This is a genomic window from Salinibacillus kushneri (assembly GCF_900111405.1).
GTDB classification, from domain to species: domain Bacteria; phylum Bacillota; class Bacilli; order Bacillales; family Alkalibacillaceae; genus Salinibacillus; species Salinibacillus kushneri.
Genome location: NZ_FOHJ01000004.1, coordinates 56,757 through 74,001, shown reverse-complemented (window position 1 = coordinate 74,001; position 17,245 = coordinate 56,757). Strand labels below are relative to the sequence as shown.

Annotated in this window: 19 protein-coding genes; 4 read left to right on the top strand and 15 right to left on the bottom strand. The window is 36.2% G+C overall.

The features are described 5' to 3' along the window. Positions 1 to 5 precede the first annotated feature (5 nt). The 4 genes from BMX63_RS06965 to BMX63_RS06950 all read right to left on the bottom strand — a co-directional run bounded on the left by BMX63_RS06965 (position 6) and on the right by BMX63_RS06950 (position 2,907). Entirely contained in the window at positions 6 to 467 is a 462-nt protein-coding gene (locus BMX63_RS06965; RefSeq protein WP_093133346.1) for an S-ribosylhomocysteine lyase, read from the bottom strand. 17 nt (positions 468 to 484) lie between these two features. Continuing rightward, on the bottom strand, positions 485 to 1,120 hold the full coding sequence (locus BMX63_RS06960; protein WP_093134051.1) for a class I SAM-dependent DNA methyltransferase: 636 nt from the start codon (positions 1,118 to 1,120) through the stop codon (positions 485 to 487). Positions 1,121 to 1,362: 242 nt separating this feature from the next. Continuing rightward, complete coding sequence (locus BMX63_RS06955; RefSeq protein ID WP_093133344.1) at positions 1,363 to 2,343, bottom strand: metal ABC transporter substrate-binding protein; 981 nt, start codon at positions 2,341 to 2,343, stop codon at positions 1,363 to 1,365. Between the two features lie 138 nt (positions 2,344 to 2,481). Beyond that, positions 2,482 to 2,907, bottom strand: a complete 426-nt coding sequence (locus tag BMX63_RS06950; RefSeq protein ID WP_177167226.1) for a Fur family transcriptional regulator — start codon at positions 2,905 to 2,907, stop codon at positions 2,482 to 2,484. A 275-nt stretch (positions 2,908 to 3,182) separates the two neighbouring features. On the opposite strand from BMX63_RS06950, the gene BMX63_RS06945 reads away from it, so the two are divergent. The 3 genes from BMX63_RS06945 (at position 3,183) to BMX63_RS06935 (ending at position 7,605) form a co-directional block, all read left to right on the top strand. Then, positions 3,183 to 4,757, top strand: coding sequence for a catalase (locus tag BMX63_RS06945; protein ID WP_093134048.1), 1,575 nt, complete (start codon positions 3,183 to 3,185; stop codon positions 4,755 to 4,757). 152 nt (positions 4,758 to 4,909) lie between these two features. Continuing rightward, the gene (locus BMX63_RS06940; RefSeq protein ID WP_245732756.1) at positions 4,910 to 5,782 is read left to right on the top strand and encodes an AAA family ATPase; all 873 of its coding nucleotides are present in this window, start codon (positions 4,910 to 4,912) and stop codon (positions 5,780 to 5,782) included. Positions 5,783 to 5,787: 5 nt separating this feature from the next. Then, on the top strand, positions 5,788 to 7,605 hold the full coding sequence (locus BMX63_RS06935; protein WP_093133338.1) for a vWA domain-containing protein: 1,818 nt from the start codon (positions 5,788 to 5,790) through the stop codon (positions 7,603 to 7,605). 1 nt (position 7,606) lies between these two features. On the opposite strand, the gene BMX63_RS06930 is transcribed toward BMX63_RS06935, so the two are convergent. The 9 genes from BMX63_RS06930 to BMX63_RS17980 form a co-directional block, all read right to left on the bottom strand. Continuing rightward, positions 7,607 to 7,879 (bottom strand): hypothetical protein, encoded by a 273-nt coding sequence (locus tag BMX63_RS06930; protein WP_093133336.1) that lies wholly within the window; start codon positions 7,877 to 7,879, stop codon positions 7,607 to 7,609. 57 nt (positions 7,880 to 7,936) lie between these two features. Next, entirely contained in the window at positions 7,937 to 8,122 is a 186-nt protein-coding gene (locus tag BMX63_RS06925) for a YfhD family protein (RefSeq protein ID WP_093133334.1), read from the bottom strand. A 416-nt stretch (positions 8,123 to 8,538) separates the two neighbouring features. Next, positions 8,539 to 8,703, bottom strand: a complete 165-nt coding sequence (locus tag BMX63_RS17985) for a hypothetical protein (protein ID WP_177167225.1) — start codon at positions 8,701 to 8,703, stop codon at positions 8,539 to 8,541. A 19-nt stretch (positions 8,704 to 8,722) separates the two neighbouring features. Then, the gene (locus BMX63_RS06920; RefSeq protein WP_093133332.1) at positions 8,723 to 9,583 is read right to left on the bottom strand and encodes a MurR/RpiR family transcriptional regulator; all 861 of its coding nucleotides are present in this window, start codon (positions 9,581 to 9,583) and stop codon (positions 8,723 to 8,725) included. Between the two features lie 6 nt (positions 9,584 to 9,589). Further along, complete coding sequence (locus tag BMX63_RS06915; protein WP_093133330.1) at positions 9,590 to 10,969, bottom strand: aspartate aminotransferase family protein; 1,380 nt, start codon at positions 10,967 to 10,969, stop codon at positions 9,590 to 9,592. 193 nt (positions 10,970 to 11,162) lie between these two features. Next, positions 11,163 to 11,819 carry a molybdate ABC transporter permease subunit gene (gene modB, locus BMX63_RS06910; RefSeq protein WP_093133328.1) on the bottom strand — a complete coding sequence of 219 codons (657 nt, stop codon included), beginning with the start codon at positions 11,817 to 11,819 and terminating at the stop codon, positions 11,163 to 11,165. 9 nt (positions 11,820 to 11,828) lie between these two features. Then, positions 11,829 to 12,599: a molybdate ABC transporter substrate-binding protein gene (gene modA, locus BMX63_RS06905; RefSeq protein WP_093133327.1), complete on the bottom strand. Its 771-nt coding sequence runs from the start codon at positions 12,597 to 12,599 to the stop codon at positions 11,829 to 11,831. A gap of 53 nt (positions 12,600 to 12,652) precedes the next feature. Further along, the gene (gene mobA / locus BMX63_RS06900; RefSeq protein ID WP_093133325.1) at positions 12,653 to 13,240 is read right to left on the bottom strand and encodes a molybdenum cofactor guanylyltransferase; all 588 of its coding nucleotides are present in this window, start codon (positions 13,238 to 13,240) and stop codon (positions 12,653 to 12,655) included. A 32-nt stretch (positions 13,241 to 13,272) separates the two neighbouring features. After that, positions 13,273 to 13,413 (bottom strand): hypothetical protein, encoded by a 141-nt coding sequence (locus tag BMX63_RS17980; protein ID WP_177167224.1) that lies wholly within the window; start codon positions 13,411 to 13,413, stop codon positions 13,273 to 13,275. Between the two features lie 90 nt (positions 13,414 to 13,503). Between BMX63_RS17980 and BMX63_RS06895 the strand changes: the two genes are divergently transcribed. Then, complete coding sequence (locus BMX63_RS06895; RefSeq protein ID WP_093133323.1) at positions 13,504 to 13,698, top strand: hypothetical protein; 195 nt, start codon at positions 13,504 to 13,506, stop codon at positions 13,696 to 13,698. A gap of 35 nt (positions 13,699 to 13,733) precedes the next feature. Here the strand turns inward: BMX63_RS06895 and BMX63_RS06890 are convergent, their stop codons facing one another. Continuing rightward, entirely contained in the window at positions 13,734 to 15,923 is a 2,190-nt protein-coding gene (locus BMX63_RS06890) for a PAS domain S-box protein (protein WP_245732755.1), read from the bottom strand. 60 nt (positions 15,924 to 15,983) lie between these two features. Further along, positions 15,984 to 17,237, bottom strand: a complete 1,254-nt coding sequence (locus BMX63_RS06885; protein ID WP_093133321.1) for an ATP-binding protein — start codon at positions 17,235 to 17,237, stop codon at positions 15,984 to 15,986. Positions 17,238 to 17,245: the final 8 nt, after the last annotated feature.

Sequence of the window (17,245 nt, the reverse complement as noted above, 5' to 3'; positions counted from 1 at the left end):
ACCACCTAACCAAAAACTTCTGTCCATTCATCTTTCTTAGCAAGCATTTTTTTGGCAATTTCCTTTGCACCCTCAAGACTATGACTGGCAGCCCAGCCGCACTGTACTTCATTGCATGCTGGTACCTCGGAAGCCTCTAACACATCGTTCAAGGTTTTATCCAGTAATTCTAATACATAATCATAATCATCATCATTTAAAAGTGCCATATAAAAGCCAGTTTGACAGCCCATTGGACCGACATCAACGACTTGATCATGATGATTGCGGCTAAACTCAGCCATCATATGCTCTAAGGAATGAAGAGCAGGCATTTCCATATGTTCCTGATTAGGTTGGCAAAAGCGAATATCGTATTTATAAATCGTATCTCCATTGGCACCCTCTGTTTTCCCTGCTAAACGTACATAAGGCGCCTTGACTTTCGTATGATCTAAATTAAAGCTTTCTACATTCATCTTGCTCATTTGTTATCGCTCCTTTTTCATTTTTTTATTGCCTCAAAAACCCAGACAAAGTCATTCATCTTTGTAAAATGAATGCTAAAACTATTCTGTTCAAACATATCTTTTATTCTTGGTATGGTCGTATAAAATTCTGTTCGTAAATCATTTGCTAAGTTTAGGAAATGTTCCTTTTCTGCTAACTTTATCCTATCAAATTTTTCATCTTCGGTTAAAAATATCGTATCTGCAAATACAATTTTACCACCAGTTGGTAAAAGGTTTGTATATTTATCTATCGCAAGCTTTTTCTCTGTGTCTGTTAGATGATGAAAAGCATATGAACTTACAAACGCATGAATAGGTTCATCTTTAGGAAACTCCAAAAAATCTCCATCCATAATTTCGACCTGTCTAATTTTCTCTTTTGCCTTTTGTCTCATTAAAGGGGACGGTTCTATGCCAATCACTTGACACTTTCGCTCCACTAATTTTTTCGTTAAATTACCTGTTCCAACCCCAAACTCCATGACTGTACCATCTACTTTATCAGCAACGTAATCTAAGATTTGATCGTAATTTTCAAATACCTTTTTATACTCTACATCAAGACCTCTTACTGTGTCATCGTAAGAATCAGACCATTCATTAAATAGCTCAATAAATTCTCTCCCCATTTTGTCACCCCACATATATTTATAATTCCTATGGGTATAGTATGAATTTAATTATACAATGTTTATTATAACACAGATTTTTTATGAGTTGGCATAAGAAAAATGACACTTTATCCTACGCTCTTATAATAAAGGTAGTAAGGAAACTGAAAGCACTAACGGCATAAAGCGCAGTGTATTTCACCTGCTGCAGATAGCCTATTAAAAAAAGCCTAGTTTGAAGCTACTAGACTTTAAGAATTTTAGTTATTTAACGCTGTTGATAAAGACTCTAAATTTTTTCTCATTAGACTAAAATAATCATCCTTATTCTTAACCTCTTCATCAGTACGAACAGAAAGGTTATGGATAGGCAGGACAGTTGCATCGACCTCTTTTTGAATTAATTGAGCTACTTTTGATACAGACATTTCCTCAAAAAGAATATAGTCAATATTTTGTTGTTCGATATCTTTTATAATGTTTGATATTTCCTTTTGTGATAGTTCACTGTTTTCATTGATACCAGAAATCGCAATCTGTTCAATTCCATAGGCTTCCTTCCAATACCCGTACGCTGCGTGGGATACTAAAATTTCCTTCCGCTCAGCCTGATTAATAACCTCATGAAATTTCGTATCTAATGCTTCCAGATTAGACTTTAATTCCTGAAAATTGTTTTCAAAATCCTTTTGATGCTCTGGTTGTAAAGTTATAAGAGATTCTTTAATATTTTCCGCTATATTGATGGCCTTTAATGGATCCAGCCATACATGCGGGTCGATATCACCATGATTATGATTGTTTTGATGATTTGTTTCCTCATTCTCTTCATGAACCGGTTTGGACACAGGAACTTCGTTTCCGTGTCCATGATGATGAGTATCAATCCCTTCGGATGCCTCCACAACCATAACTTCTTCCGTTTCTACAGCGTCGGATATTTTTTTCGCATAAGCTTCCAAACCAGCTCCACTATACATGAATAAGTCACTTTTTGCGATATCAACAATCGTTTTCGATGTCGGTTCATACGTATGAGGATTCATTCCTTCAGATAAGAGATTCGTTACTTCTACGTATTCCCCTCCAATTTTTTTAGCAAAGTCCTCTATAGGAAATAAGGTTGTGTAGATATTGATTTTTTCATCCTGATTTTTGGTTGAATTCGTGTCATTACTGCATGCGGTCAAAATGAGTATTGATAGGATGAAAATGGCTAAAAACCGTCCCCGTTTCATCATTGTTATTTCCCCTCTCCTTTAGTTGCCATGAAAATTATATCGTAATCATTACTATTTGTAAATGTAAAGATTACGATTTAGGAGAATTTATTCATTATCTGTCTAAAGGCAAGAAAAAACAGGGAATTCATTCCCTGTTTACTTACATTGTGGACATGTTCCATATACTTCAAACTTGTGATTTTTGATTTCATAACCGGGTAATGATTGATTGACTTGATCAATCGCGCAAACTTCAACAGGTTTGGTTCGTCCGCAACTTGTACAGATAAAATGGTGGTGATGTCCATCCGTATCACAATGCAACCGAAAGAGCTGCTCACCATGTAAGGTGGTCGATTCTAAAATATCTAAATCCACAAGAGTATATAAATTTCGGTAAACGGTATTATAACTTGCTCCAGGAAATTCATGCTGAAATTCCTCTAATATATCTTTAACTGGAAAGTATTGATCCTTTTCCTTGCTTTCAAATATTTGAATAAGCATTTCTCGTTGTTTCGTTTGTTTATATCCATTTTCCTTAAGTATTTCAATGGCTTGGCTAGCATTCAATGATCTCATCCCTTTTCAGATTAAATGCTTTTTTATTATTATAATGGATTTTTATCTTTATGTACATCATGTTTGCTTTATATAGCCTGTTAAGATCGATACATAAAAGACAACCGATTGATACACATCAGTTGTAAACCCGTTAATTTCCAACTGTCCAATTCACACCATTTTCTTACATGAAATTTTAAAACTTATGGAAAGATATCAAATGATAAACCATTCTATTAGAAGAGAGGCGATTTACAGTGGATAAAGATAAAAATCCGAATAACGAAACCCATATGGAAAACGATGACTCTTTAACTACTAGACAAGGACATCCGGTTACAAATAATCAGGACATTCGGACAGTTGGAAACCGTGGTCCTGCAACTTTAGAGAACTATGACTTTATCGAAAAAATTAGTCATTTTGACCGGGAAAAAGTACCTGAGCGTATTGTTCACGCACGGGGCGCAGGTGCTCATGGATATTTTGAATCTTATGGTACAGTGGGAGAAGAGCCTATATCTAAATATACCAGAGCTAAAGTCTTTCAGGAAAAGGGAAAACAAACTCCCGTATTTGTTCGATTTTCAACAGTTGTTCATGGAAAGCATTCACCAGAAACCGTGCGTGATCCTCGAGGCTTTGCGGTAAAATTTTATACAGAGGATGGAAATTGGGATTTGGTTGGAAATAACTTGAAAATCTTCTTTATTCGTGATGCCATGAAATTTCCTGATATGATACATGCGTTTAGACCAGATCCCGTTACAAATATTCAGGATAGCCAACGTTTTTTCGATTTTTGCTCGAACTCTCCGGAAAGCTTTCATATGGTCACCTTTGTCTATTCACCTTGGGGGATACCCGCCAATTATCGTCAAATGCAGGGTTCAGGAGTAAATACGTATAAATGGGTGAATAAAGATGGTGAAGCCGTTTTAGTTAAATATCATTGGGAACCAAAACAAGGAATTAAAAATTTAACCGTTGAGGAAGCAAAGAAAATACAGGGGGAAAATTTCAACCACGCTACTCAGGATTTATATGATGCCATAGAAAAAGGCGATTACCCTGAATGGGAGTTATTTGTGCAAATTATGAGTGATGATGAACACTCTGAACTTGACTTTGATCCCCTGGATGATACGAAACTTTGGCCTGAAGAGCAGTTCCCTTGGTTACCTGTTGGAAAAATGGTGCTTAACAAAAATCCCGAAAACTTTTTTGAGGAAGTGGAGCAGGCTGCCTTTGGTACAGGAGTTCTTGTAGATGGACTTGATTTCTCAGACGATAAAATGCTCCAGGGACGTACCTTCTCTTATTCAGATACCCAACGCTACCGTGTTGGAGCAAACTACTTACAGCTGCCCATTAATTCAGCCAAAAAACGGGTAGCAACCAACCAGGAAGGTGGTCAGCTTCGTCATGAAAGTGATAAAGGACCAAAACAGAATCCACATATCAATTATGAGCCTTCTACGTTCGACGGCTTAAAAGAAGCTGAGCAGTTTGGCAAAGAATATACGCCTAAAGTAGAAGGCAATTTAGTACGTGAGGCCATTGATCGCAAAGAAGTAACGAAACAAGCCGGAGAAACCTATCGCTGGTTTGAGGATTGGGAAAAGGATGAATTAATTAAAAACTTAGTCGGTGACCTATCTGAATGCGACAAACGAATCCAGGAAAATATGATTTCTCTTGCAGAAGAAGCGGATGAGGAATACGGCCAGCGGTTGCGTGAAGGCCTTGAAGAAGCTAAAAAGATGAAAAAAGAAGGAAGTACCAGTCAAAATCCACTAGGCGCACAAGACGCAGAACAAGCCCCGAAACAAGCAGAACATAACAGTCGTGACTCAAGACCTTACTAAACCCGTTTTAACCCATGCATTAACGTGCATGGGTTTCTACATACATTATCGTTCGTGGAAACACAATTTATAAGTTAAATGATTTACTCAAGCTTTAAAAACACATACAATAATACCGTACTTTATATCCGGAAATGCAAAGGAGTATACACATGATTACAGAATTACCAAAAGAGATTATGGACTATATTGAACAAAATCAAAATCACCAAAACCAGGAAATTGACCATTTAAATACTAAAGGGGGATATATTGAGACAGAAGATTTGGTTCGTAAAACAGCCATTACCTTTTACATGAGTAAAAATATCCTGCTTAAAGGACCTACCGGAAGTGGTAAGACCAAGTTAGCCGAATCCCTGGCCACTTTATATCAAAAACCCATGCACAGCATTAATTGTTCTGTTGACTTAGATGCAGAAAGCTTATTAGGCTTTAAAACGATCAAGGAAAAGAATGGAAAATCGGTCATTGAGTTTGTAGAAGGTCCGGTAATCCAAGCGATGAAAAATGGTCGTATCTTATATATTGATGAAATTAATATGGCAAGACCCGAGACCCTTCCGATATTAAATGGGGTATTGGATTATCGAAGAACGATAACCAATCCATTTACAAACGAAGTGATTACAGCCCATAAAGATTTTAGAGTTATCGCAGCCATTAATGAAGGCTATATTGGTACAACACCATTAAATGAAGCCTTAAAAAACCGTTTTGTCATATTCCAGGTTTCTTATTTAATGGGAGATCCTTTGAAAAAAGTCATAAATGAGCAAACCAACTTGGAAGATGAACAGATTATCGATTATATGCTTAAGCTCTCTGAAGAATTAATTAAGGAAACGAAAAAAGGTAAAATTGCAGAAGAAGCGGCTTCAACCAGAGCTTTGTTAGATGCCTGCGATTTAGCTGTTTATTTATCCCCCCTAACCGCCATAGAACATGCCATTGCTGAAAAGTTAGAAGATGAACGGGAAAAAAACTTTGTGTTAAATCTAGCTGAAACCTACTTTAAGGAATGATTTCCATGAGCTTTATTGAAAAAGAAACTAATTATTTCATGTTTATGCAGTTAAAAGACTTAGCTTTCTCGTTTATGAAGAAGGATGTGGATATTCAGTATAACCAAGTTTCCTTTTTAGACATTCACACCCCAAAAGTTACGATTAGCAGTTTTTGGGAAAACCGTACAACTCCAAGGCATCTGGGTGAAAAAAGTGATCTTTATTTACGTGCCTTAGGGAACTATCAATATAGTGACCGCCAGGCATTTGTCACCTTTTTAAATCAAAACCAAAACAGCCGATTACCCGCATTTGCTAAACAGCTGGCTGCTTTTTTAGAGGATTTACGTCTGGAAGAGAAAATCATGGCCCTACGACCTGGAACAAGTAAATCCTTTCAATACCGGAGAGAGCAGTATGCACAGTTTTTTTGGGACCAATTAAAAGTAAACCGTACGAGAGGTTTTGATTCAGATACACTCTTTTGTTATTTGTCTTTGACTCTCCTTCAAGGTATAAACGTGTTTGAGGAAACGATTTTGAACATTCCGGAAGCAACCCTTACAAACTTAAAAACACGACTCTTCACCACTATTGAATGTCAAAATACAGCAGAAGTGATTGATCTAGTGTGGAATATATATGAAATGGTTGAAGAATATGTAAATATAGATATGATTAATGACTATTTTACGTTACCCAAAATAAAGGACACTGATAAAATACAGGATGAAGAAGATGAATCGATAGATGAACTGTTACCTACCTGGAGCAGGAAACGTAAGAAAGAAACAAAAGAAACTTTCCTTCAATTTGATGACGTAGACGGAGAGCATCAAGATACGAAATTTACAAAAACTCCGAGAGAAAGTGAATCTACAGATCAGGTGATGGCAAGCGTTCAGGGACAATCTCAGCAGGCAGACTTAAACGATCATGCAGAGGCTTCGAACGATCAAATTCAAGAGGAAGAAGAAGGATCTTTCAATAAAGGAAAAGCAAACCGGTATGCCGTAGCGATTGAAAAAGACGTAGAAGCAGTCACCGACTTGGATCAGACGAAATATGAGGACGTTAGCCAAAAAGTAGCCTTAGAAAAGAAAAAGCTTGTGAAATTACTCACCGACCTTCTTGACCGTAAAAAAGAAAACCATTATCGGAATTTGCATTATGGAAAGCTGGACAAAAAACTTGTTCGATTCTTAACAGAGGATAATCCAAAGATGTTTGTAAAAAAAGATGAGGATATTACGTTTGACTGTACGTTTTCCTTACTGGTTGATTGCTCTTCTTCCATGATGAACAAAATGGAGCAAACAAAAGAAACCATTGTCCTCTTTCACGAAACGTTAAAACAGCTTAAAATCCCCCATTCGGTAACAGGATTCTGGGAGGATGGACTGGACAGTGATGAACACTATCAGCCAAACTATTTTCATGAAGTTATTTCATTTGAAAATAGCCTACAAAAATCAACTGGCCCTCATATCATGCAGCTTCAGCCTGAAGAGGATAACCGTGATGGTTTTGCTATCAGATACGCAGGTCACAAGCTTTCAAAGCAGAGGGAGCAATATAAATTTTTATTAATATTAACAGATGGTAAACCTGCTGCGTTTAATTACTTCCAGAACGGAATTATGGATACGAAAGAAGCCATTCAGGAGCTTGAAAGAAAAAGAGTACGCCCGATAGGAATTCAAATGGATCATCAAAACGAACAACAGGAACAAATAATGGAATCCATGTACAATCAGCACTATCTCATGATTGAGAATCTGAATGATATGCCGAATCAGTTCGCAAGCATCTTAAAGAAACTAATTATACAATCTGGCTAATTTAGTGAATATGCATACGATGAATGAGTTTATCTAAATCTTGAAGTAACATTTCCGTATCCTTTTCGTTTAGATGCATTGGCATTTGATCATTTACGGTAATCACACAGGATTCCTCTTCCTGAACTTGTTTTAACAAATATTGATATAGCGTTTGAATCTGGTAAGATTGGAGAATGGACTGTGTTTCCATATGTTTAATTTCCTGTATAATAAATTCATTCTCCAGTTTAGAAAACTCACCCTTTATTAATTGCCCTTGATAAGATTCCATTTTTTATCCTTCCTTTTAAAAAGAGGGGAACCGGGTTGATTCCCCTCTTTTTTTATATTATTTCTTCCCTTTAGCTCTTCTATCTGCTGCGTTTGAACGTTCCTTGGCCACAAGATCATCGTGATCTGCTAATTCCTGAGAAAATTCAATGTCACGGCCATCAGAAGCAATATCTCTTCTAGGGGTTTGAGGTAATTTCTGTTTATTTTTATCCCTCGGTTTATGTCTCTGGCCTCTACCCATGGTCATGCTCCTTTCCCATAATCATAAATTTATGGTTCTCTTTTAGGTTACCAATTGCAGTCGGCAACTATGTTTCCATTTTTTGTTATTCGACTATGTAAAATGCCCGAGCTTACCGCTTACTTGCGGAATGCGTAGTGTATTTTACCTCGAGCAGGCAAAGCAATAATCTTTTAGAACACAGACATGTAAAAGGAAGATTGGTCTACTATTGTTACTTCTATCTTACATATCCCCAACGTTTTACTCTTTATTTATTATCAGCCTGTGAAAAACCTCTTTATATGTAAAAAAGACATGCCCATTTGCATGTCTGATTCATAATTCGTATTTTATCATCTTTAATTGCTAAGTGTACGTCACTTCCAGCTACCTCTTTACGTGCTGAATACTCGAGTTTTCCTCCCCCCCTAATTTTATTTATTCATCAGTTCACGGATTCTGGGCTTAGGATCCCAGCAATCAAATTGATAATAAGATTTTGTATGATAACCAAGACGTTTACATTTCATTAAGATTGTATCCTCTTCCTTTTTCACCAGAAAATGTATACACGTTGCACAGCAATGATAGTCCTTCATTATCTTCCCCCCTCACCTATCAATCTTGACTCTTCCTATGAAATATGTCTAAATAATCCCACATATTCTCTAAATGATCCAATTTTTGGCTGATATCTACTTGTTTACTGTTTCCTATTTGGGTAATCAAGGCATTCATTAAGCTTAACGGAGCAACAAAGGAATCAATAAACGATGGTAACCTGCTTGATGCCGTTAACGGAACGTCTGCAATCGGTACCATTGGGGATAAAAGATTATCGGTAATAGCAATGGTGGTGGCACCCCTTTCCCTTGCGAAAGAGAACATTCTTAACGTGGATTGGGTATAACGAGGAAAACTGATGCCAACCACAACGTCATGTTCATCCAAATGATAAAACTTTTCAGGAATAAGTTCGACTGATGAAATAAATTCTACATGATTTCGCATAATACGAAGATAATATTCCATAAACATCCCCAAAGAAACCGCACTGCGACTTGCCACGATATAAATGTTTTTTGCTTTCAAAAGCTGGTCAACTGCTTTCTGAAAGGCTTTTATATCCAGATTTTCCATGGTTGAACGTATGTTAGAAAGGTCATCCTGAAAAATGTTATACAGCCACTTTTCCTTATCATCGTATACTTGTGAACTCATTTTCAATCGTTCAGTTGTTGTCAGTTGTTTTTGTAAAGAATCCTGCATAGCCTGCTGCATCTCCGGAAAGCCTGAAAATCCAAGAAACGTTGCAAATCTTACAACGGTCGCTTCACTTACAGAGGTGATTTGGGCAAGTTTGCCAACTGTTAAAAAAGGTACATGATTGGGGTTTTGTAAAATATATTCTCCAATCTTTTTTTGCGCCTTACTCATCTCTGGAATTTTTTCAGCAATTGATTGATAAACATTGCCCATTGTTCGTTACCTCCTTAAATTCTTCAATGCATCCTCATGCAATTCAACAGTTTTTGCGATGTCTTCATCCGTATGAACAGTCGACATGGAATAACGATTTAACGGCTTCGTATAAATTCCTTTTTGAAGCAATTCTTTATCAATCATTTTTCGCAAGGTCATATTTGCTTTTTGTAAATCCCGATAATTTTTTACATCCTCATTTGTTAAAACAAGATTAAAGATACTGCCCATTCCAATCGTCTGCATATCAATACCTTGACGTTTATAAACCGCTTCTAATTGATTACGTAAAAAACGGGTCCGTTCAAATAATTGATCAATGGTTTGACCATTCTCTAACGCTTCTATTGTAGCAAGACCTGCTGCCAATACAGTAGGATGACCGTTATAGGTACCACTGTGAAATAAAACATCTTTTCCTTTATCTTTGTTTCCTGCGCTTAATATATCACGACCACCATTTGGTGCACTAATCATCATGACATCTTTTCGGCCACCAACTGCCCCAACAGGAAATCCACCACCAAGAACCTTTCCTAAAGCAGTCAAATCAGGCTTTACACCATATACTTCCTGGCATCCCCCAAGTGAAGTCCGAAACCCTGTCTTAACCTCATCAAAAATGAGAAGGATATCCAGTTCCTCCGTAATTTTTCGTAGTCCCTTAATAAATTCTTCATCAGCTGGAATGAATCCTCCCTGAACAGGTTCAAGAATAACAGCAGATAATTCCTTAGCATGCTTCCGCAAAATCTGGTCTGTAGCAGCTAGATCGTTAAAGGGTAATATAACCGTATTCTCAACAAAGTAATCCGGAATCCCTGTAGATTCTGGAATAGACCTTGGTTCATTCTGAGAACCTATTTTATCCAGATCCGGATTTACACTTACTAAAAATTGATTGGAACCTCCATGATAATGTCCTTCAAATTTAGCTATTTTTTCTTTCCCAGTATATGCCATACCCGCTCGAACCGCTAATATAGTTGCTTCCAATCCTGAATTCGTATACCTTACCATTTCAATGCCCGGATATAGGTCAATTAATTTCTCAGCCATTTTTATTTCAAGAAAATGAGGTGTTCCGAAAATAGTGGTACCCTGATTTGTCATTTGATTATATACTGCCTGCATAACTGGTTCATAACCATGACCATGAATCAATGCTCCATAACTTAATAAGAAATCTATATATTCCTTTCCATCAACGTCATATAATTTGCTTCCTTTTCCTTTCTCCATCATGATGGGGTGGGGTTCAAAATACTTAATGTTGGCTGTCACTCCACCTGGCATAACCTCACATGCACGCTCATATAATTCTCTGGACTTACGATTTGCAACTGAAACTACAGAAGCCTCTCGATTTAACAATTTGTTCATTCTCCTTTTTAAATGAAATATTATTTTCTTTTTATAACATTATATGAAATTTAAATTACATTATCTACCCCAAAATGACTTTTAGTATTCATTTTTTCACTCTTATCATTGAACAACTTGTTCCTAGAAACAAAAAACGCTTTAAGCAAAAAGCTTAAAACGTTTATTAAAGACCCTGATTTTTACTGTTACACTATTGTTTCCCGGTTAATTTCACCATCAAAAGTAAAAGAAATGAAAATCCTATACTAATTAATGCATAATACCAGGCGATGCGTGTGGCTCCTGTTTCTATTGCAAGATATATTGCAGTAGGAATCGTCTGGGTTTTGCCGGGTATATTACCTGCAAACATTAACGTAGCACCAAATTCCCCAAATCCTCTTGTAAAGCCAAGAATAATACCCGTAAGAATGGAACGCGTTGATAATGGGATAATAATTTTTATGAACTGCTTCCAGTTTGATGCACCATCAACTTCTGCTGCGTCCAAAATATTGGAATCTACCGATAAAAAACCTGTTTTGATAGACTGATACATGAGCGGGAAAGCAACTACCGAAGCTGCTATAATGGCAGCTAGTGCCGTAAACAGTACACTGCTTCCTGTAAAATATTCAATTAACCTGCCAACCGAACTTTTGCTGCCAAAGATGACAACAAGTATAAAGCCGATAACAGTTGGCGGCAAAACAAGTGGAAGAAATAGGATGGTTTCAAGTATTGCCTCCCCTCTCCTTCTCCTTTTAACCATAAAATGAGCGATTAGTATAGCTGCACTTAAAGTAATGATTGTTCCAGCAGTAGCTGCCAGAAATGACATTTTAACGGGATGCCAGGTCCATTCCATTTCTATCACCTATTTTTCAACTGTAAATCCATACTTCTTATAAACCTCTTTTGCTGTATCAGATAAAGCAAATTTATAAAAGGTATCCTTCGCTTGTACAATTTCTTCCTCTTTTGGTAACTGATCTTTTATAACTGCCAGGTAGTATCCAATGGATGTATGAAGATCAGCATCAATTGCTTTTAGTACGGTAACATTTTTCGCTCTTTTCATATCACTATTATAGACTATACCAAGATCTGCTGCACCTTCGTTTACTAAGGTTAATACTTGTGCTACATCCTTCGTATAGACCAGGGTTGCTTTTAGCTCATTCCACTTTCCCCAGCTCTTTAAGGCTTCCTTAGCATAGGTTCCTGCTGGTACCGATTCTGGTGTCCCAATCGCCATTTTCCCATCCTGTTTCAGAAGTTCCTCTATAGAGTTCACTGAAGTTTGATCTGACTTGATTAGGACTAAAGAATTCCCAAATAGATAATCTCCTTTTTTTACAAAATCCTTATCCATAACTTTTTGATAGTCCCTTTCTGAAGCCGAAAAAAATAAATCAATGGGGGCTTCTTGTTCGATTTGTCTCCGAAGTGAGCCTGAACCGCCAAAATTGTAATGAATTTTTATCGATGGATACTCGTTTTCAAAGGCATTCTTTAATTCTTGTAAACAATCCGTCATGCTTGAAGCAGCTGAAACTGTTATTTCCGTTTTATCTGCCTTGTTTTCCGCAGAGCATCCTGTAATTATTACGATGCTAGTGAATATGGTTAACATGAGCCTTTTCATCTTCCACCATCCTAACGGCCATAAATTCAGTCTTAAAAGGATATCTTCCTTTTCTATCTTGAAATATATGTATTATAATCATCGGGTTTATTTATATTGTAAAAGGGTTGCTCTTCTTCTATATGAATATATTTTACCTTACATCGGCTTAGTACTTGATCAACAGAATAGTTGTCTGATTCTAAGCAATCTTTTATTTTGTTTTTTATTTGATGTGAGTAAATGGCTATTAACGGCTGCTTTCTATGAGAGACAATTGGAATAATGGCATCGACTTCGCTATCTCCGTGTTTTTTTATTCTTTCTAATATACGGGTTTCCATAAAAGGTACATCAACCGGAAGAACGATATACCAATCGGCAGCTTTTATATTCATTGCCGTCCATAGACCTGAGAGCGGTCCCTTTGCCTGAACATCTGGATGATCATTTACAATACTAAGATTATTTATATATTGTCTATCAAAGCCAGGAAAAAGGGATGGATTGGTAACAATAATGAGCTCATCAACTAAGGGAGATAAAGCATCCAAAGAATATTGATAAAAAGCTTTTTTTCCTTTTTTTGCAAAGGCCTTGGGGGAACCGAACCGCCTTGACTTTCCGCCCGCTAACACAACTCCAGAAAATTTTGTTTTCATTGCAACACTCCTATTCAAAACTGGTTTACCCTTTAGTCACCATTCATTATCTGTCTATTTAAGGTAACGAATTTATTCGCAATTTTTTCATCAATTGCTAATGCCTCTTGATCATCATGATTAACGGTTTGCATTTCTTCCTGCACAATATAATGATTATTCGTACAAAACATGATACATACATCACACGTTAACTTGTTATTTATAAAATTCTCCGGTTTGTGAAAACTTAAAATGTAATAAAGCGTAAGGAGTGATAATTTATGACAAAGAAAAAACGAGATAATATCGAAACAAATGCACCCAAACAAGAAGAACTTAATGTCCAAACCTACGATCCCTTTCACGATGACCAGGAGACCTACCCCGGTGATTCTGTAGATGAACACAAGCGAATTGAATCTGCCAATAAAACCCTTGGTGCAGATGAAATAAAACAGCAAAATCAAAATTTGTAAAAGAATCCGTCCAGATATGCTCTGGACGGTATACTTTAATCTTCCTTCTGTGGAATGAATATGTGAAAGGTTGTACCTTCACCATCAACACTATCTACATCTATTTTACCCTTATGATTTTCTACAATCTTATAACTAATCATTAAGCCTAATCCATTACCGTTTTCTTTTGTTGTATAAAATGGGTCTGAAATCTTTTTAAGGTTTTGTTCAGAAATACCAATTCCATTATCTGCTATAGCTACATGTACAAATGTTTCATCCTTCTCCTGGACATAATCCATATCTAGCTGTAAGTTTCCACCTTCAGGCATAGCCTCAATCGCATTTTTTACTAGGTTAAGAATAACCTGTTTCATACGATTTTCATCCATGACCACCTTCATTTCTTCTTTATCAGCCTGAAATGCTACTGAAACATTTTGCTTTCGTGCGTCATAGTCCAATAAAGAAAGAACATTTTCCACAGTGGAAACCAGATTTTTGACTTCCATGGTTAAATCTTTAGGCTTAGCTAAAACCATAAAGTCTTCCACAATCAAATCAACTCGATTAATTTCATCTAATATAATCTCTAAAAATTCTTGCCTTTGCTCATCCTGTTCATCTATTGCGAGAAATTCTGCATAACCCTGCATAAAAGTTAATGGATTTCGTATTTCATGTGCAACTCCCGCTGCTAATTGTCCTACAGCTGCTAATTTGTCCTGACGGTGTAAATATTCTTCTGTACGCTTTCGTTCCGTTATATCCGTCCGAATGGCAATATATTGATAGGGCTTATTATTTTCATCCAGGAAAGGAACAATTGTTGTATTTACCCAATAGATGGAACCGTCCTTTGCCCTGTTACAAATTTCTCCTTTCCACACATGACCTGTGCCGATGGTTCTCCATAAATCTTTGAAAAAGGTTTTAGGATGATAGCCTGAATTTAATATTCGATGATCCTGACCTATCAACTCTTCATGGGAATATTTTGAAATCTCGCAAAACTTATCATTAGCATAAATAATTTTTCCACGTTTGTCTGTAATTGCAACTATAGAAGATTGATCAAGGGCAAATTTAAAATCCTTGTTTTCCTTAAGAGAACTTTTCAGTTGTTCTTCTGCCAATTTTCGATTCGTAATATCCGTACGAATCGAAACGTATTGGGATGGCTTTCGATTCTTGTTTACAAAGGGTACGATGGTCGTATCTACCCAGTAAAGGGTGCCATCTTTAGCTCGGTTACAAATTTCTCCTTTCCAAATCCTTCCCTTTGTTATTGTGCTCCACATATTTTCAAAAAATTGATTAGAGTGGTTACCTGATTTTAATAGATTATGACTACTGCCTATAAGTTCGTCTTTACTATATTTTGAAATATCCGCGAATTTATCATTTGCATATGTAATCGTCCCATCCTCATCAGTAATCGCGACAATAGATGATGCATCTAATGCCGTATAGATATCCTGTAAATTTGTGTAACTGGAAGCCAGACGTTTACTTACCAATGTACTAGTTACAATTAATCCGGTTAAAATTAAAACCGACATAAAAAGGATTACATAAAAGACAAAAGATTCCTCTAAGCGAATACCTTCTTCTGTTATTTGTTCAGGATTATAAAAACTTGATGCCCTTGAGAGAAGAAAATAGCCTTCGATAATGGCAAGCGTAATAATTAATGTACTTACTGGCCGTAACCATCCTCTCCTATTATAGGAATACTTCTTTGAAAAAAGGAGCCATAGTGAAAATAAAAACGAAACAAAAATCATAACAAGTGATATAAACAAAATAAAAGGACTAAAAGACATCGTATAGTTCATGGAATAAACACCTAGAACATGGAAGCAAAAAACGGCCAACGTAAGAAAAAAACTGCTGGTAAAAAGACGCGATAATCGATATGCTCTTGCAACAAGATTATAAAAAGCGATTCCAATAAAAATAATACCCAATAAAACCGAAAGTATCTCAAGCGGTATATTATAATCGGACAAATCGACCGTATTAATGGTAAAGGTAACAAGTACATTCATTACCCATATTCCAATCCCCATGGAAGTAATTCCGCCTAAAAATAAAAACTCTTTATTCCGGTCAGATGAACGAATAAGCGTAAATAAGTCCAGGGCCGTATAGGAAGCCATAAAGGTTAAAACAATAGCTAAAAAGAGCAACATGGGATTTGCAGAGGTGAAAATATAGTCCATTTTATACTTCCTTTCCATAAAGAAACTACTCCTATTATTGTAAAAGAAAGTAGATTAATAGGAAAGAAAAGAACTTGTTTAATCATCTACTAAGGGAAGCTCGATTGTGAATATAGTGCCGTAACCCAATTCGCTATGAACAGTAATTCTTCCACCCATTCGTTTAACAATTTCAAAACTAACACTTAGACCAAGTCCGGTACCATAATCCTTTGTGGAAAAATAGGATTCGCCAATTTTCTTTAAATCCTCTTTTGCAATTCCTTTGCCTTGATCCTTCACTGTAATGACAACAAAAGGATCTCTTCTCATTGCTTTTATGTATAATTGTCCCCCTTGTTCGTTCATGGCTTCAAAACCGTTCTTTACAATATTTAGTAGCACCTGTTGAACTTCATACTTAATGCCCTTAACGAACAAAATTGGTTCAATCGATGTAACCATCTGAATAGGATGTTGATGCTTATAGGTTGACATAAGATTCGTGAGGTCATGTAGTACTGAAGAGATATCAACCTTTCCATATGGATTTTCTTTAGGTTTTGATAAAGATAAATAGTTTTTTATTATATATTCAGCCCGGCCCAATTCATCTATGGATATTTTCATGTAAGACTTATCTTTTTCTTTTATATAATCTTTTTCATACAGAATCTGCAGAAATCCTTTAACAGTTGTTAAGGGATTTTTTACTTCATGTGTAACCGAAGCAGCTAACTGACCGACTGCATCAACTTTTTCTATATGTCTCAATTCACGTTTTAACTGTGCTTGTTTTTCCATATGTTCAATAAGTAACAAAACAGCTAAGATTGTAAACCATGTAATAAAAGAAAGTATGATTAACAGAGGTAATTGCTGAGATTGATCAATATGGATGAGATAGATTCCTCGAGTAATTGAGATTAATAGATAAAAGAGGGTAACCATCATGATTTTTGCTATTAATTCCGCTTTAAGATAGTATTTCTTTACCCAAAATAATATCGCAACAGCAATGATATAGTTCCCTAAATCGGGGTAGAAGTCAGGGTATTGGAAGATCAATGTAATCACTAACATGATGAGCGTTATACCGACACCTAATAATCGGGGACCATACAATACAGCCATCATAATCGGAACAATTCTTAAATCATAGTAAAATTCATCAGAATAGACTGCGGGGAATATGATGGTAAGAATTAAAGCGATAGTCAGGAAAATGGAAAATTTGGATAAAATCCTTGAATAACGAGATGTTTCCTCCTCACTAAAAAATAATAGGTAGCACAGAATCGGTAAGATAATAAACAATACATTATTCAAAAGATATGGAAGCGTTTCCATCATGCAAAAAA

Coding starts and splice junctions, on each gene's coding strand:
- BMX63_RS17980 (WP_177167224.1), bottom strand. CDS start 13,413: ATGTTTTGTACGAATAATCATTATATTGTGCAGGAAGAAATGCAAACC.
- BMX63_RS06890 (WP_245732755.1), bottom strand. CDS start 15,923: ATGGAAAGGAAGTATAAAATGGACTATATTTTCACCTCTGCAAATCCC.
- BMX63_RS06930 (WP_093133336.1), bottom strand. CDS start 7,879: ATGGAATCTTATCAAGGGCAATTAATAAAGGGTGAGTTTTCTAAACTG.
- BMX63_RS06925 (WP_093133334.1), bottom strand. CDS start 8,122: ATGGGTAGAGGCCAGAGACATAAACCGAGGGATAAAAATAAACAGAAA.
- BMX63_RS06955 (WP_093133344.1), bottom strand. CDS start 2,343: ATGATGAAACGGGGACGGTTTTTAGCCATTTTCATCCTATCAATACTC.
- BMX63_RS06895 (WP_093133323.1), top strand. CDS start 13,504: ATGACAAAGAAAAAACGAGATAATATCGAAACAAATGCACCCAAACAA.
- BMX63_RS06940 (WP_245732756.1), top strand. CDS start 4,910: ATGATTACAGAATTACCAAAAGAGATTATGGACTATATTGAACAAAAT.
- BMX63_RS06885 (WP_093133321.1), bottom strand. CDS start 17,237: ATGATGGAAACGCTTCCATATCTTTTGAATAATGTATTGTTTATTATC.
- BMX63_RS06915 (WP_093133330.1), bottom strand. CDS start 10,969: ATGAACAAATTGTTAAATCGAGAGGCTTCTGTAGTTTCAGTTGCAAAT.
- modB (WP_093133328.1), bottom strand. CDS start 11,819: ATGGAATGGACCTGGCATCCCGTTAAAATGTCATTTCTGGCAGCTACT.
- modA (WP_093133327.1), bottom strand. CDS start 12,599: ATGAAAAGGCTCATGTTAACCATATTCACTAGCATCGTAATAATTACA.
- BMX63_RS06945 (WP_093134048.1), top strand. CDS start 3,183: ATGGAAAACGATGACTCTTTAACTACTAGACAAGGACATCCGGTTACA.
- BMX63_RS06960 (WP_093134051.1), bottom strand. CDS start 1,120: ATGGGGAGAGAATTTATTGAGCTATTTAATGAATGGTCTGATTCTTAC.
- BMX63_RS06935 (WP_093133338.1), top strand. CDS start 5,788: ATGAGCTTTATTGAAAAAGAAACTAATTATTTCATGTTTATGCAGTTA.
- BMX63_RS06965 (WP_093133346.1), bottom strand. CDS start 467: ATGAGCAAGATGAATGTAGAAAGCTTTAATTTAGATCATACGAAAGTC.
- BMX63_RS06950 (WP_177167226.1), bottom strand. CDS start 2,907: ATGAGATCATTGAATGCTAGCCAAGCCATTGAAATACTTAAGGAAAAT.
- mobA (WP_093133325.1), bottom strand. CDS start 13,240: ATGAAAACAAAATTTTCTGGAGTTGTGTTAGCGGGCGGAAAGTCAAGG.
- BMX63_RS17985 (WP_177167225.1), bottom strand. CDS start 8,703: ATGAAGGACTATCATTGCTGTGCAACGTGTATACATTTTCTGGTGAAA.
- BMX63_RS06920 (WP_093133332.1), bottom strand. CDS start 9,583: ATGGGCAATGTTTATCAATCAATTGCTGAAAAAATTCCAGAGATGAGT.